Origin of the sequence: Bacillus sp. AR8-1 (genome assembly GCF_008042345.1) — a bacterium.
In the GTDB taxonomy this organism is placed as follows: Bacteria; Bacillota; Bacilli; order Bacillales; family Bacillaceae_G; genus Bacillus_A; species Bacillus_A cereus.
Genome location: NZ_QNUB01000005.1, coordinates 39727 through 54148, shown reverse-complemented (window position 1 = coordinate 54148; position 14422 = coordinate 39727). Strand labels below are relative to the sequence as shown.

Here is a 14422-nt window from a genome sequence, read left to right as displayed (position 1 = left end):
ATATCCACCCTCTTTTTTTATTCATCACTCATTCAGTGATTTATGCAGTAACTCCAGTACATCTTTCATCGCAAAAGGTCCATCTTTTTTAACATGCTCCGCAAATTCTGAAACGAGACATAATGTTCTCACACTTTCGATTGGATGTTCTCCTGATGCACTTTCAGCTGAAAGCATAACTGCATTCGTCCCGTCCAGTACAGCTTGAAACACATCAGTCACCTCTGCTCTTGTTGGAATAGAATGATCTACCATAGATTGAAGCATTTGTGTTGCTGTAATGACATATGTATTCGTTCGATTACATTCCTGAATCATCATTTTCTGTAAAAGCGGAATGCATTGATACGGTAACTCTACTCCTAAATCGCCCCTTGCAATCATAATTCCATCTGCTTCTTTACATATATCTTGAAAATTCTCGATTGCTTCCATCGTTTCTATTTTTGCAATTAAATTAGGTGACGTTTCTTTATACTGTTGTATAAAATCTCGTATTTCTTTTATATGACTAGGTTTTCTTACGAAAGAACATGCGATAAAATCAACATTCTCCTCTAAAAGAAACTGAATATCTTTTTTATCTTTCTCTGTAATAGCTGGTAAACGAACAGCCGCATCTGGTAAATTAACTCCTTTATGAGATGAGATATTGCCACCTGTTTTTACCTTCGTTTCTATTTTGTCCGTACTTATCTTTTCAACAATTAATTCAACTTCTCCATCATTAATTAAAATTCTACTGCCTACTTTCACATCATTCGCAATTCCTTCATAATCAACACTCGCTTCTGTATTACTCCCTGTAACTGGTTGTGTATGTAAAATAAAAGAATCTCCTGCCTGAAGTGTAATTTGCCCTCCTTTCACTTCACCTAATCTTATTTTAGGTCCTTGTACATCACCCAAAAATTTAATAGAGTCATCTAATGATTTCACTAAACGAATGATGTCTTTATGACTTTCATGCGTGCCATGCGATAAATTCAGTCGAACAATTTTCATACCATTCTTTATTAACTGTGCTAATGTTTCTTTATTATTACTTGCGGGTCCAATTGTACAAATTCGATCGATTGTCATTTTTGTCACCATCCTTTTTTTAATAAGTTTCCCATATGAACTTAAAAATAACAGAGATTCTGACATGAATAGATTTAAATTTACATGAATTTCATAAAATTAAACCTGTATCCCTTGCTGGCTAAGCATTAGAAGATATATTCGCTTTTTTGCAAATGAAGACATGTTGAATCGAAAGTAAAAGAAAAGTTAAGTATGGGATAAACCATTGAGAGTTTCGAAATTTTCATATATTGTATGAATTGAGTTCGAACTCAAAAATTTAAAAAGGTGGGAAAATTAGTGAATATGAAAAAATCTTTATCGGTGACAACTTTAGGGTTAGCGGTTTTAGGTTTTGGTTTTACTAATAACGCAAGTGCTTCAGAGGTCGATACTGTAGACAGGCAGCCCGTTTTAGTTGACTTTGATACAATTCAATCAACAAAAACATCTAGTGTTCCTAGTTTGACTGTTGCAGCTGCACCTAAGAATGACTCTAACATTAGCGTATATACTCCCTTTTTTGGTAACCCATATGCAGTTGCTAAATCGAAATCAACTACGACCGAAGACTATGTTTATGCAAAAGCAAGAACTTTCAATGGCGATGGCTCATTAGTAAATACGAAAAGTAATAGTGCAAAAAAATCATCCTTTGTCAGTGCTACAGCGACCAACACAAGCGTTTATTATGGAGATGATTACGCTATCGGTAATCATACCTATAAATTAAGTGGTTATAATGATGTGAATCACGAAACAAAAGCCTTCTGGTAAGAAAGAGAAAAAAGATATGCATCTTGCATATCTTTTTTCTCTAATACTTTACATATATTGAGGTGCTATTTATGAAACAAATATATATTATTATCGGTGTTTTACTCATTTCATTACTTACAATTTATATTTTGTTCAATACTTCAATCATACAACCTCATCCACCTTCTAAAGAAAATAAGAGAGAGCAACAAACCAATACTATTTCTTACGGATTGAAGGATAATCAAGGCCAACATATTAACAACGGTAGCACAATTACTAGTGAGAATAATAAAATTAATGTATCATTATCATTCGTACATACTATTAACGAAAACCGAAAATATGGATTAATTGTTCTAGAAGATTACGAACAAAAACCTTTTAAAATAGAAGATACTACTAATGAAATATCACACTATTTTTTTGATATGAAACCAAACAGCTCAATGACTACGAAAATCTCTTTACACACTTCTCCTAATGCAAGTGAATTAACCTTTTTAATAATTAAAAAACCTGAATACAAATTAAAAGATAATAACTTAAATAAAGCAGCTATTTTAGAAGATATTCTAAGTATGCGATACTCAATGCATCCTCCTCAGAAAGAAAGCGAAAAAATAAAACTCTCCCTTATAGATCCAGATGCTATTTTAAAAGATGGTCTTTACGAACCATTATTTGTTACGAACCGTGAAGAGAACTTACAAACTGTCTTCTTTGAAAAGGAAGGCAAGCAATTAACCCTATCAAACGGTAATGAAACGAATGATGAAATGACTTACGCAATCGTGGCTTTTAAAGATTGGAAACAAGTTGAAATATTTAACAATAGAAAAGTCGTTTATACTAAAGTTGCACCTGAAACGAGGCAAATCTTTAATTTCATATTGCCTTCAGTGGATCAGGAAAGTAATTTTCAACTCGTCGCTTTTCCATTTCCTTTTAAAGTTAGCGAAGAAGATTATGTCAGTCAACAAGCATTCAGTTCTTTTCGCATCGTAATTGAAAATGAAAATAAATAAGTTATACTATGCACAGTATAACAACCAAAAAAGGCCTACTCACACGAGTAGGCTTTTGAAACTACGAAAGTTTCGTCAATAACTGATTTAAATCTTTTTTCGTTTTCGTCGTTAAAGATTTCATTTTATTAATATCGATTTTTTCTTTCTCCGCTCCTACAATTAACGGATACATACTTTGACCGATTGTTTTAGAATCCGTCGGATGTGATGCCTCTAGCTCTTTTTCAATCACATCCCACTTTTCATTAATTTGTTTGCCAAGCTTATTCACTGTTTCCAATTTCGGATTAGCAGCTAACTGCTTGTCCAAGCTATCAATTAATGCTACAACTTCTTTAACATTCGTTTTCACAGCAACACTTTTCTTCGGATCTTTCGTTGTCTTTCCGTTATTGTTTGTACTTGTGCTTGAATCTGTTGTTTTCCCGCTAGTCGTTTGATCATTCGTTTTTCCTGTCGTCTCTTTTTCTTTTGTTTTTACATTCTCGTTTTGAGTTGACGTTTTGCCATTACTTTCTGTTCCTGATGATTCTTTCGTATTTTTTGCATCCTTATCTGTTTTTTCATTTGAAGAAGTATTTGTTTCTTTTTCAGTATCTTTCGTTGTTTTTGACGCTTCATCTGCACTTGTCGTTTTTGCTTCTCCATCATTTTGCGCAGTTACTTGCTCTTTCTTTTCCGTTTCTTTATCTGCTGAAGGACTACAAGCTGCCATAGTAAGCATAGTACCAATTGTTATCGATGCGATAGCGACCTTTTTCATTTTCATATAAATCCCCCTATGTTTTACATAATTTATCCTCCCCTTTACGATTCGATTCCCCCTTAAAAAATCCCTTTTCATACGAATTACCATCTTTCCGACAGTAATCTTCATAATAATACGTACAAAAACTGATAAACTCATTTTAATATTCGAGTTTCTTCTACTTCATTTTTCTACTCGCAAGTAAAAGAAAAAGAGTATATTGTCACATTAAGAATTACTATCTTCATATGACGATATACTCTTCTATCAAATTTTTATGTTTCTTGACATTTTATTTATACAAAAAAATAAAATTTTCTTTCGTTTTTTGTTTCTCAACATTTGTTAACATAATATTTTTATGAATAACCACCATTCGAGTGAATGACTTGCCCAGTAACCCATTTCGCTTCTTCACTTACTAAAAAAGAAATTAAGCGCGCAGCATCCACCGGTTCTCCTACTTTACCTTGCGGGAACTTCCATACTAAATGATGCTTCAGCTCCTCTGTAATCCATCCTGTATTCGTCGGTCCTGGATCTACAGCATTCACTGTAATCCCCTTCTCCATCGCAACTGGTGCTACTGACTTTGTAAATGCTTCAATTGCCCCTTTCGTTGCTGCATATGCTAGTTCATCTGGCATTGGACCTACTGACTGTCCTGAAGTAAGATTAATAATACTCCCGCCCGTTTTAAGTGAATAATGTTTTATAAACAATGAACTTAATAGCATAGTAGCCCGAATATTAACTATATAATGTTTATCCAACTGCTCTACATCTAATTCCTCAATTCTCGTATGAGTAGAATATACTGCATTATTAACTAGAATAGATGGATCACCTAACCGTTCTGATACCATATAAAACAAACGATTTGGCGAATAAGACTGCGATAAATTGATTTCTGCCATTTCACATCGAACATCGTAACTTTCAATTTCCTTTTTCAGCAAAAAGGGTTCTTGATCACTCATTCCCCATGGCATCGCTTTATCATACTTTGGCCAGTACGTGAAAAAAATGTCTATCCCCTTTTGAGCAAGCACCTTGCATACAGCTGCACCAATTCCATTCAGACGAGTTGCCCCTGTTACAATTGCTATTTTCTTCACCTTTTTCTCCTCCATCTATACACAGATCCCCTGCATGAATACAGAGGATCTATCTTCTTATTGAATATTTGACAGTATACGTTCAGCACCTAATTTTAACATTTTAATAAAGATATAATTTACAATCGTAAACATTACAAATAAAACGATAAACATAACCCACAGTCCGACATGAAGGAAGAAGTATAATACACTTACTCCCCCCACAATAATTAAAGCTATTAAAATATTAGCTAAAAAATTCCACAAAGTTGTATATCGACTTTTAAATAATTTCTGCTCTGTATCCCAATGAATATCTGCAGTTTGCGCGTCCCAGCGTGTTCCGATTAAATTAATTAATAACAACCCGTTCGCACTTAGTAAAAACCACAGTATCATAAAGACTGGAGAAATCCCAGCTACAACTGCCATCGTAATACCGAATACTGCTAAAATAATCACATTAATTAACCAAGCAGTGATTGCTTTCGCAAAAAAGATATCCGAAGCCTTTACTGGTAAATAACGATTTACAAACCAAGAGCTTCCATCTCGCGAAAATGACGTTGTTGCAATGACGTTACTACCCATTAAAAATAACGATGCACAAAGGCCAACACCAATTGCAAATCCTGTTGTCTTTGGATTGTTAATATACTCTGTAATAAACTTTAAATTTCCATCTTGCACAAATAAAATAAAGAACAACATAATTGGCATAACGAAAGTTTGTACAATGCAATTTAAGAAAAATTGTGGTGTACGGAATAACGTTTTAAATTCTTTTTTCACATACGCTTTTAAATGCGAACTTTGTACTGTTGATTTCTGTAAACCTTCCGCCGAAATAACTTGTTTCTTTGCTGTACTCGTTGAAAGTCCAATAACCCCTTTTAAATATGTACGCTCTGCTATGTAATAAAACAACACAAAGAAGACAAATGAAATAACTGCAAAGATTATTACATATAAAGGTCCCTTCCAATTTGCACTTTCTACTAATGCCACTGCTCCAAAATATGTAGTTGGAAAATAATTTGTCATTTGTACTAAAAGAGAAGATTGATTATTTACAAGGTATTCCGCAGCCCCATCTCCAGAAAACGCACTTTTATTTCTCCACTGCATAAATACGTTAATTCCTACAATAAATAATATACTTACGATTCCAATAAATATATTTCCTCGATCTTTATTTTTCGCTATATTTGTATACCTCATAATAATTGTCATCAGTAACGAAGCTAATACTAACGGCACGATTGGGAAGAGTAAGTAAATAAAAATCATATATATGTAATATGTAATAAATGCGCCACTTTTTAAACCGTAAGTAATGAAGATTGGTAATAAAATAAATGAACTCATTACGTATTGTGTAATTAATACCGTTAAAAATTTTGCCGAAATAATTTGCGCTGGTTTTAATGGTAACGGCAGTAACATTTCAATATCATTGCTGTAGTAAAATACAGTTAAAATGTTCGTTATACTCATTAAAAATACCCATATACTCGCAATCGCAAGTCCCATTGCAATAATCATTCCCGGCCCTTGCCCTAATTGTTTCAGACCTTCATACATTCCGTGCGTCATCGAACCAAATATTAAAAATCCAACAAATAAAATAGCTGCAAATGAAAATAAATACGCCCATCGCTTCTTCTTATCTGCTATAAAATCTGCGTAATTTAACTTTAATAGTACCTTCGTTAACGTCCAAATTTTACTCATTGCCCGTCATCTCCAAGAACATTTTTTCAAGTGATTCATTGGATTTAAAATGATCTCTCATTTCATCTAAATTTCCTTTAAACTGCAAATTCCCCTTATTAATAATAGCAACCCGGTCACATATTTTTTCCGCTACTTCTAATACGTGTGTAGAGAAAAATACAATCTTTCCTTTATCCGCATGTTCTCTCATCATTTCTTTTAAAATATATGCAGATTTCGGATCAAGCCCTGTTAACGGTTCATCTAAAATCCATACATCTGGTTCATGCACGAGCACACCAATAATAACGATTTTTTGTCTCATACCGTGCGAATAACTTTGAATTTGATCAGATAATGCATTATAAAGATCAAACTTCTTCGCTAAAGACTCTATTCGTTCTTGTCTTACTTCTTTCGGCACTTCATACATATCAGCCATAAAGTTTAAATATTCAATTCCTTTTAAACGTAAAAACATATCTGGGCTATCCGGCACATAACCAAACGTCTTCTTCGCTTCCATCGGCTCTTCCATAATATTTTTTCCATTAATCGTAATAGTCCCTTTGTCCACCCCGTGAATGCCAGTAATCATCTTAATTGTCGTGGATTTACCCGCACCATTTGGTCCTAAAAATCCAAAGATTTCGCCGCTAGGTACAGATAAACTTAAATCTTTTACTGCATAAGTAGACCCATTATAACTTTTTGACACATTCGTAATTTCAATCATTCCATCCAATCCTTTCCTTAATTACCAAATAACTATATTGATATTATAGCATACTTCTATTTTAAGATTTTTACATTTTTCAGTTTATTTAACCTTTAAAATAAATATACACCCCTAATCCAACAACTAAAACGACAGCTAGTATAATATAAATCATTGTTAATCGTTTAATATTCCCCTTTGTCGCTTTGCTATAATTTGCATCACCATTCCGCCCAATTAACACCGTCGCAATGACAGTAATCACTACAAGTAATACAACGATCATGATCCAAGTTAGCATTTCTTCCTCCCCCTCCTTACAACCATTTTACAATATTATCCTCTTTATTTCGCAGCATATTTCCTCTTTTTACTATTATTATGAAGCAAACTGGAAAACTATTATTACCATTCCTATCCAATTATGATATATTTGTAACATAACGTGACTTATTTCTAACAACGTAAGGAGGACCTATCATGAAAACAACTTGGATAAAATATTTAGGATTTTTCGGTTTCCTCGGATTTTTTTATGAAAAAGGATTGTTTACTATGTTCTGTTTCTTCTCCTTTTTCACATCGTATAGAACAGTTCAACACGATGAACTGTTTGAACAAATTGTCAATAAATCGTGTCGCAATGCATTTATCGTTACATTACTAACTACCGCTATCATTATATTTATTGAAATGTTATTTCCAAACCCGGCGCTACAAGAAATTGATATCGCTCTTATTTTCGGCACACTCATTCTTACGTTCGGTTTTTCTATGTTCTTTTATGATAAACCTGTTGATGAAATGGAAGATGCACCATGGCGTTCGTAACGAAGATAAAAGAATACCGCGCAAAATTGAACATGACACAAGAAGATTTAGCGAAGCAAGTTGGTGTACGCCGTGAAACAATTAGCCACCTTGAAAAAGGTAAGTATAATCCTTCATTGCAACTCGCTCACGATATAGCGAAGGCACTTCATAGTACGATTGATGAGATTTTTATTTTTGAGGATAAATAAAAAATACCGTCATTCTTTCCAAGAAGAATGACGGTATTTCTCATAGATTATCCATATAAAACCGCATGAAATACGCCTAATAGTAAGTATTGATCCTCCATGTAATCTCCATCATATGCATTCATCTCGATGTAATACATATCTTCCTCAAGACGAATGTTCCAATCTGCGATTAAATAGCCTTTTCGTAATAATTTTCCCATTCCAAATGAAGTTTTATGAACAACATATTCTTCTGCCTTATATGTAAAGGTAAATATAAAATTTGCATCCAATAACTTTCCGTCACATACAAGTATTTCATGCTCTGCATCATTATTATCGATGTACGTTACTAAAATCTTTCTTTGGCGCTGCCTACTTACATCCTTTGCAATGACGTGAATATTGTTCTTACTATCCTTTATTTCATAAATGATATTACTACCAATTTTCGGAATAAAATCCAGCACTCTCATCAGCGTATTTTTATAATAGCCCCTTACTACGCCTACTTGCTCGCTTCCATTATAAACCTCTATCGGCGTCGTATCTGCTTTGCTATCACACGGTCGTTTGTAAGAAAGCTGCATCACTCGCTCTCCTCTTAAGTACTGATCAAACGTCACAGGATATTCTATCGCACGCAGTTCCTTATTTAGCTCATATAAATAGCATTGAACGCTCTCTACTAATGTTTCAGTAGAGATACGCTCTTGAAGTTCAAATTCTTGCCAGCTGGAAGAAACATTCCATTGGTTATGATCCTCTTCATAGAAGAAGCCAAGAATGACCTCTTCACGGTCAGCCGTTTCATATTTCATAGGCACGTTTTGCCCGTGTTGAACTTGTTCCATCCACTGACCTAAATAAATGCCCAGCTCTGCAACCTTCATACATGATTTTTGAAAAAATACTCTGTCACCCATACAAATTGTTAAATCCCCTTCGATAAAACCATTTGTATAAGCAACATACCGTGGCTCATCCTTCTGCGGGAGATTCTTGTCTAACTCAAATAAAAACGTTAACATCCTTTATTCACCTCTAGTTGTTACACTAATCATACATGACATCGCATCACGCTGGGAAACTATTTATATACGCATATTTAATTCACGCACTATAACACGTGAATGACCTTGTATAGTAGCTCTATTTTTTGTTCTATATCTTAGTATATGAACTTATAAGAGCGATTTTTCAAATATATCTATCACAACTTATAATATATCAACGATTTTTCGACAAATATCAGCACAATTAAAATGAGGCTACTTTTTCTCCTGCCAACTCCACAATTTCTAAAATTTGTAGCAGATTCTCCACTTCATAAGTCAGATTAACATCTGTCGTATTCTCTTTCAAACTCGGATTATACCAACATGTATCAATGCCGTAGTCTTCTCCGCCTTTCATATCAGAAGTTAACGAATCTCCAACCATAAGTACACTTGATTTATCCGTAATTCCAAATTTCTCAAATGCATAATCAAAAATCTCACGTGCTGGCTTTTGATGACCAACTTCTTCAGAAATAATAATATGATCGAAGAAATTACTTAAAGGCGAATTTCCGATTCTTGATTGTTGCACCTTCGTATATCCATTTGTAATAATACCTAGCTTGCAATCTTGTAGATTTTCACATAATTGCACTGCACCTTCTATAAGATGTACTTCTTTCCCTAAGTTTTCAAGATATACATCACTAAATTGCTGCGCATCTACGTCTATATTATGAAGTACAAATAATTGTCTAAATCGCTCTACGGCTAATTCACTTAGCGTAATCATTTTATTTTCTAAATCTCTCCATAATCCATTACTAATCTCTTTATAACTTGCAAGATAATCATTATACCCTGTAGGCATGCCGAACTGTACAAACGCATTGTGTAATGCGTGTCTTTCTGTTTCAGGGAAATCTAATAATGTATCGTCTACGTCGAATAGTATTACTTTGTATTTCATGATGTTTTCCTCAACTCCTATATTCTCATAGCTTAATTATAACAACAATAGTAAAAGGAGGCTAATCCAAATCAGCCTCCTTCTCATTATTAATCTTCCAGCAATAACACTTTCATTTCTTCTAACGAATCTTTCGTAAAGCCAAGAGCTTTTTCGGCGTATGCTTCAACTGATCCGTATTGCTTTTGGATTCCATCAATCGCAGCTTGTAAATATTCGGCGCGCGCTTCAAACATTGCACCTAATATTGCTCTGCTCTCATCATTTTGTAATTTCGCACCTAAAAAGGCCATCATTTTTTCATTTAGCTTTTCACGGAATCCGTTACTTAATAAGTAATCTTCCATTACTGTTTTTTCCGGTACACCTAGTAAAAGTAATAAAAGCGCTGAACCAAATCCAGTACGATCTTTTCCAGCTGTGCAGTGGTTTACTAATGGTAAGTTTTCCAGGTTTTGCGCTAAGTTTAAGAAGCTCACGAATGCCTCGTTACCACTTACGAAATCTTGATTCATTTTCACAAGATACTCACCTGGTTTTCCTAACATAGAAAGGTCACCAACTTGGAAAAATTCATTTATATTTAGATCTTTCGCTAAGTCTTGCATAACTGGTAAGCACACTTGACGAGCACCCGTAATTTCTGGATTCGGCTTATGCTTCACTTCAAAGTCTGTACGGTAATCACAAATTAACTTTAAACCAGACTTTTGTAAATACGCAATATCCCATTCTGTTAGTCCTGCTAATTCTTCAGAACGGTATAATTTGCCCCATTTCACTTTACGGCCTTCTGTCGTTTCATATCCTCCCATATCACGGAAGTTAAACGCGCCTTGTAATGGCAGTCTACGCTCAGCTACTGTTACTGCTTGTCCATTACTTCCTACTAATCTAAAATATGGACGTTCATTTTCACTCGGGTTTTCAATTGTATATGATAATTCTCCATTTACCGTTGCAAGTAATTCTCCAGTTTCTTCAATATGTTCTGGTGAAGTACTCCAATAAATACGAACTTCTTCTATATTATTTTCCCATTTTATTTGTAACGTATTATCTTCATTTCTCTCTACAGTTGCTTGTAACCAATGTCTTTGCTGCTCCATTCTTTCACCAACGCTTTCTCTTATAGTCAAATCTTACTCTATTTTATTATAGGAATAACTACTTTGTCGTTCTCATTTTTCTTTTTATCTTACAAACAGGCGAAAAGTTCTTTTACTTGTTCAAAATTTGTACACGGGTTCCCACTAGATGTGTCCCAGGGTATATCTTAAAACTCCCTCACATACCGCTCAGTACAACTCAGCAACTGACATCCGTTCTTTTCAAAAACATCCTTCATCCACTCATTTTGTATATTTGTCTCACCAATATAATAAGATGCACCTATTTCCTTTAAGACAAACATCGCACCTGCAAATAGTGCAGCTTCATATCCCTTGTTACGCATATTTGGAGTAACTGCGAAGTACATAAGTTTCCCTTCTTCTAACGTACCTCTTTCAATATGCGGAATTACAATTCCTATCGGCTCTTTACCTACACTCGCTGTTAAGCAATGTTCTTTCCATTGCTCACCAATTTCTTGTAGCATCATATGCACAAATTGATCATGAGCAACTGGTTCTCCCGTCGCTTCATTCCACAGTGAATAAAAAGCCTCTTCTCCAACTTCTTCAATAAGCTTAAAATCAATTTCACTTTCTACATCTTCTACTTCGTATATATCTTTAAATACAATCATGTTTTCCGTAACATATTCAAATGAATACGTTTCAAAACATTTTTTATACACATCATAATTTGGACTTTTTGAAGAGATTTCAAAATGTAGTTTTTCTAATCCACCTTTTTTAGCTTCGGCAACGCAATACTGCATCATTTCCTCTAATTGCTCTTCTGTAAAAATCTCTGCATTATTTTCTTTTATCATAATAGAAGAAGCACTTCTTCTTATTTTAAAATGTTTTTCTAACTGTTCTATCGTCGTCATATTCTTCCCTCATCTATATCATACTCGAATTTCTAATCGTTCTCCTTGCATGAGCAGGATTGTCCTTGAATATATAGAATACTAGAAAAGATCGCATCTTTAAAGTGCGGAGGAGGTTCTCCAGTGGATATTACAGCATTGCAACAACAGTTAGAGCTTATACAACAAAATGACTATACGCAACTGCAACATATAGACGTAAATGAGTTAACTTTGAACATGCTTCAGTATATCGGAACGACTGATAGCTACGTTCGTTACCAACTTATATATAAATGTTTTGCGCATTTCATTCATCATGAATTCCTTATGGACGATCAGCTGAAATTACTTCTGCAAACTTGTTTAAGTGATGAGTATTTATATTGTGACATTTACTCCCCACATACAGATGGGGTTTTCACACGTTCTTACACTGTTTCGTTAATTGCGTTAATACTCCAATTCGCTAATTCGCACTACTTTTGTACAGAGGAGGATATCGAAGAAATAAAAAATAAACTCATTACTTACACAAACTTAGAAACAGATTTTCGGGGCTATATCGAAAATAAAGGATGGGCTCATTGTCTTGCTCACGTATCTGATGCCTTTACTGAAATTGTTCATAATACGTATACCACTTTTGAATGGTACGAAGAATTAATTCATTGTTTATTAAATAAAATCTTTATTCCATCTGACCTTTTTCATAATAACGAAGATGAGCGCATCGTTACTCCATTACTAGCAATGCTGTATCATGATTTTCCTCAAAACGAGTTAATTTCTATTATTCAAAAAAAAATAAAAAGGCTTCCTCAAATTAGAAAACGCCTTTCGCTTACTGAGTATTGTATTTTATGTGCCAATATTAAAACCTTTTTACGCACATTATTTTTCAGAACGAAAGATGACCATAACTTAGCCTTTACAGCACGTAAAACAGAAAGAATGTTAAAAGAACTTCCTAACTATTATTAAATACAAGGAGCAATGACATGGGTTATATTGAAGATATGAGAAATCTAGTAGGAAATCTTCCACTTATTTTAATAGGATCACACGCCATTATATTAAATGAAAAAGATGAAGTATTGCTGCAGTTCCGTACAGATTTTAACCTCTGGGGCATTATTGGCGGTGCCCTAGAATATAACGAAACGTTAGAAGATGCTTTAAAACGAGAAGTGTTTGAAGAAACTGGACTTATTATTAAAGAGCCAGAATTATTCCGTACATACTCAGGACCAGACTTCTTTCAAATCTATCCAAATGGTGATCAAGTACATGGTGTACTCGTTGTTTATATTTGCCGAGAATTCCACGGTGAGCTTGTATGCGATCAAAGGGAATCGAAAGAATTACGCTTCTTTCCGCTTGATGAGTTACCTAGTAATCTTCATCCAGCCATTGAGAAGATTCTTCGCGATTTTCATCAATCCAATAAAAAATAGAAATCAAACAACCTCATTTCCCGTCATTACAACGTGAAATGAGGTTGTTATCGTTCACCGTAAATCCCTATTTCCCCAAAATGATATTAACGCTCTCTTTTTACAACTTTATATCCCTTTATAAAAAGGATAGTTATATAAGAAACAATAAATGAAAGAATAGTATACATGCCCACCCAAAAGAAAAATGCTGGATCGTGCACTGTAACATTTAACATAAGAAAAATAAGAAATGTTACTATTGGCATCACATAAAATGTACCTACTTTATATGCTCCAGCTATTGAAACAATACAAACAAGCAATGGATATATACAGAAAATAAAAATGATTTCACTCAACGTTATGTCCCCCTTTCTGCAGAAATAATAGGTTTCTCGTTCACATTTGGGGGAACAACAAAATTTTATTTTTTATCAATTATTAGTAAATATAATGTTAGATTGTTATCTCAATCTGATTTCCTTCAGGATCACTTACTACACTTTCATAATAACCATCCCCTGTAGTACGCGGCCCATTTAACACTGAGTATCCTGCTTCTCTTAATGTATTAGTTAATTCGTTCACTTTTTCTTTACTATCTACTGAAAAAGCAATATGCGCATATCCTATTGTTTGTGTTTGTACTTTCTCGTCTATCCCTACCTGCTTCATAAGTTCTAGACGCGCACCGCCTTCAAAAGTTATGAAATAAGATTTAAACTGCTTTTTCGGATTGTGATATAAGCTATTTTCTTCACCACCGAAGTACTGTTTATAGAAATCACGCATTCTTTCTAAATCATTCACCCAAATTGCTACATGCTCAATTTTCATAATCGACACCTTTTCTTTTATGTTATTCAACTGGCAATTGGATGCTTCATTGCCAG

At 34.1% G+C, this 14422-nt stretch carries 18 protein-coding genes; 6 read left to right on the top strand and 12 right to left on the bottom strand.

What is annotated here, in order from left to right; all coding sequences use genetic code 11:
• Window positions 1–24: 24 nt before the first annotated feature.
• The gene (locus DN400_RS01655) at window positions 25–1083 is read right to left on the bottom strand and encodes a pyruvate kinase (RefSeq protein WP_000151085.1); all 1059 of its coding nucleotides are present in this window, start codon (window positions 1081–1083) and stop codon (window positions 25–27) included.
• A gap of 282 nt (window positions 1084–1365) precedes the next feature.
• Here DN400_RS01655 and DN400_RS01650 point away from each other — a divergent pair, with 282 nt between their 5' ends.
• The gene (locus DN400_RS01650; RefSeq protein ID WP_001056361.1) at window positions 1366–1842 is read left to right on the top strand and encodes a hypothetical protein; all 477 of its coding nucleotides are present in this window, start codon (window positions 1366–1368) and stop codon (window positions 1840–1842) included.
• 71 nt (window positions 1843–1913) lie between these two features.
• Complete coding sequence (locus DN400_RS01645) at window positions 1914–2852, top strand: hypothetical protein (protein ID WP_147801497.1); 939 nt, start codon at window positions 1914–1916, stop codon at window positions 2850–2852.
• A gap of 61 nt (window positions 2853–2913) precedes the next feature.
• On the opposite strand, the gene DN400_RS01640 is transcribed toward DN400_RS01645, so the two are convergent.
• The 5 genes from DN400_RS01640 to DN400_RS01620 all read right to left on the bottom strand — a co-directional run bounded on the left by DN400_RS01640 (window position 2914) and on the right by DN400_RS01620 (window position 7438).
• Window positions 2914–3624 carry a hypothetical protein gene (locus tag DN400_RS01640; protein WP_000782546.1) on the bottom strand — a complete coding sequence of 237 codons (711 nt, stop codon included), beginning with the start codon at window positions 3622–3624 and terminating at the stop codon, window positions 2914–2916.
• A 338-nt stretch (window positions 3625–3962) separates the two neighbouring features.
• A complete protein-coding gene (locus DN400_RS01635) occupies window positions 3963–4721 on the bottom strand; it encodes an SDR family oxidoreductase (protein WP_098868218.1) in 759 nt (252 codons plus the stop codon).
• Between the two features lie 57 nt (window positions 4722–4778).
• Window positions 4779–6437, bottom strand: coding sequence for a putative ABC transporter permease subunit (locus DN400_RS01630; RefSeq protein WP_097822596.1), 1659 nt, complete (start codon window positions 6435–6437; stop codon window positions 4779–4781).
• Entirely contained in the window at window positions 6430–7155 is a 726-nt protein-coding gene (locus DN400_RS01625) for an ABC transporter ATP-binding protein (protein ID WP_000570204.1), read from the bottom strand. Before DN400_RS01625 ends, DN400_RS01630 begins: the two co-directional genes overlap by 8 nt.
• Before the next feature lie 88 nt (window positions 7156–7243).
• The gene (locus DN400_RS01620) at window positions 7244–7438 is read right to left on the bottom strand and encodes a hypothetical protein (RefSeq protein ID WP_000958863.1); all 195 of its coding nucleotides are present in this window, start codon (window positions 7436–7438) and stop codon (window positions 7244–7246) included.
• Between the two features lie 179 nt (window positions 7439–7617).
• Here DN400_RS01620 and DN400_RS01615 point away from each other — a divergent pair, with 179 nt between their 5' ends.
• Together DN400_RS01615 and DN400_RS01610 are read left to right on the top strand one after the other, a co-directional pair.
• A complete protein-coding gene (locus DN400_RS01615) occupies window positions 7618–7968 on the top strand; it encodes a DUF3796 domain-containing protein (protein WP_147801496.1) in 351 nt (116 codons plus the stop codon).
• A complete protein-coding gene (locus tag DN400_RS01610) occupies window positions 7956–8159 on the top strand; it encodes a helix-turn-helix transcriptional regulator (RefSeq protein ID WP_000896294.1) in 204 nt (67 codons plus the stop codon). The genes DN400_RS01615 and DN400_RS01610 overlap by 13 nt, the downstream gene beginning before the upstream one ends.
• Window positions 8160–8206: 47 nt before the next feature.
• Here the strand turns inward: DN400_RS01610 and DN400_RS01605 are convergent, their stop codons facing one another.
• From DN400_RS01605 to DN400_RS01590, 4 genes are all read right to left on the bottom strand, one after another.
• Complete coding sequence (locus tag DN400_RS01605; RefSeq protein ID WP_016512544.1) at window positions 8207–9172, bottom strand: tubby C-terminal domain-like protein; 966 nt, start codon at window positions 9170–9172, stop codon at window positions 8207–8209.
• A gap of 229 nt (window positions 9173–9401) precedes the next feature.
• The gene (locus DN400_RS01600) at window positions 9402–10112 is read right to left on the bottom strand and encodes a YjjG family noncanonical pyrimidine nucleotidase (protein ID WP_000875917.1); all 711 of its coding nucleotides are present in this window, start codon (window positions 10110–10112) and stop codon (window positions 9402–9404) included.
• An 89-nt stretch (window positions 10113–10201) separates the two neighbouring features.
• A complete protein-coding gene (locus DN400_RS01595) occupies window positions 10202–11221 on the bottom strand; it encodes a tyrosine-protein phosphatase (RefSeq protein WP_147801495.1) in 1020 nt (339 codons plus the stop codon).
• A gap of 167 nt (window positions 11222–11388) precedes the next feature.
• A complete protein-coding gene (locus DN400_RS01590) occupies window positions 11389–12111 on the bottom strand; it encodes a GNAT family N-acetyltransferase (protein WP_025118595.1) in 723 nt (240 codons plus the stop codon).
• Window positions 12112–12234: 123 nt separating this feature from the next.
• Between DN400_RS01590 and DN400_RS01585 the strand changes: the two genes are divergently transcribed.
• Window positions 12235–13074 carry a DUF2785 domain-containing protein gene (locus DN400_RS01585; RefSeq protein ID WP_000355455.1) on the top strand — a complete coding sequence of 280 codons (840 nt, stop codon included), beginning with the start codon at window positions 12235–12237 and terminating at the stop codon, window positions 13072–13074.
• Window positions 13075–13091: 17 nt separating this feature from the next.
• Window positions 13092–13547, top strand: a complete 456-nt coding sequence (locus DN400_RS01580; RefSeq protein ID WP_147801494.1) for an NUDIX hydrolase — start codon at window positions 13092–13094, stop codon at window positions 13545–13547.
• Window positions 13548–13633: 86 nt separating this feature from the next.
• On the opposite strand, the gene DN400_RS01575 is transcribed toward DN400_RS01580, so the two are convergent.
• Both DN400_RS01575 and DN400_RS01570 read right to left on the bottom strand, forming a co-directional pair.
• On the bottom strand, window positions 13634–13888 hold the full coding sequence (locus DN400_RS01575; RefSeq protein ID WP_001289515.1) for a YbeF family protein: 255 nt from the start codon (window positions 13886–13888) through the stop codon (window positions 13634–13636).
• Between the two features lie 97 nt (window positions 13889–13985).
• Window positions 13986–14366, bottom strand: a complete 381-nt coding sequence (locus DN400_RS01570) for a VOC family protein (protein WP_000687575.1) — start codon at window positions 14364–14366, stop codon at window positions 13986–13988.
• Window positions 14367–14422 lie beyond the last annotated feature (56 nt).

What these genes read in the sequence shown, in the direction of transcription:
- DN400_RS01655 (WP_000151085.1), bottom strand. Translation starts at nt 1,083, where the DNA reads ATGACAATCGATCGAATTTGTACAATTGGACCCGCAAGTAATAATAAA.
- DN400_RS01615 (WP_147801496.1), top strand. Translation starts at nt 7,618, where the DNA reads ATGAAAACAACTTGGATAAAATATTTAGGATTTTTCGGTTTCCTCGGA.
- DN400_RS01645 (WP_147801497.1), top strand. Translation starts at nt 1,914, where the DNA reads ATGAAACAAATATATATTATTATCGGTGTTTTACTCATTTCATTACTT.
- DN400_RS01625 (WP_000570204.1), bottom strand. Translation starts at nt 7,155, where the DNA reads ATGATTGAAATTACGAATGTGTCAAAAAGTTATAATGGGTCTACTTAT.
- DN400_RS01610 (WP_000896294.1), top strand. Translation starts at nt 7,956, where the DNA reads ATGGCGTTCGTAACGAAGATAAAAGAATACCGCGCAAAATTGAACATG.
- DN400_RS01620 (WP_000958863.1), bottom strand. Translation starts at nt 7,438, where the DNA reads ATGCTAACTTGGATCATGATCGTTGTATTACTTGTAGTGATTACTGTC.
- DN400_RS01640 (WP_000782546.1), bottom strand. Translation starts at nt 3,624, where the DNA reads ATGAAAATGAAAAAGGTCGCTATCGCATCGATAACAATTGGTACTATG.
- DN400_RS01605 (WP_016512544.1), bottom strand. Translation starts at nt 9,172, where the DNA reads ATGTTAACGTTTTTATTTGAGTTAGACAAGAATCTCCCGCAGAAGGAT.
- DN400_RS01600 (WP_000875917.1), bottom strand. Translation starts at nt 10,112, where the DNA reads ATGAAATACAAAGTAATACTATTCGACGTAGACGATACATTATTAGAT.
- DN400_RS01630 (WP_097822596.1), bottom strand. Translation starts at nt 6,437, where the DNA reads ATGAGTAAAATTTGGACGTTAACGAAGGTACTATTAAAGTTAAATTAC.
- DN400_RS01590 (WP_025118595.1), bottom strand. Translation starts at nt 12,111, where the DNA reads ATGACGACGATAGAACAGTTAGAAAAACATTTTAAAATAAGAAGAAGT.
- DN400_RS01570 (WP_000687575.1), bottom strand. Translation starts at nt 14,366, where the DNA reads ATGAAAATTGAGCATGTAGCAATTTGGGTGAATGATTTAGAAAGAATG.
- DN400_RS01595 (WP_147801495.1), bottom strand. Translation starts at nt 11,221, where the DNA reads ATGGAGCAGCAAAGACATTGGTTACAAGCAACTGTAGAGAGAAATGAA.
- DN400_RS01580 (WP_147801494.1), top strand. Translation starts at nt 13,092, where the DNA reads ATGGGTTATATTGAAGATATGAGAAATCTAGTAGGAAATCTTCCACTT.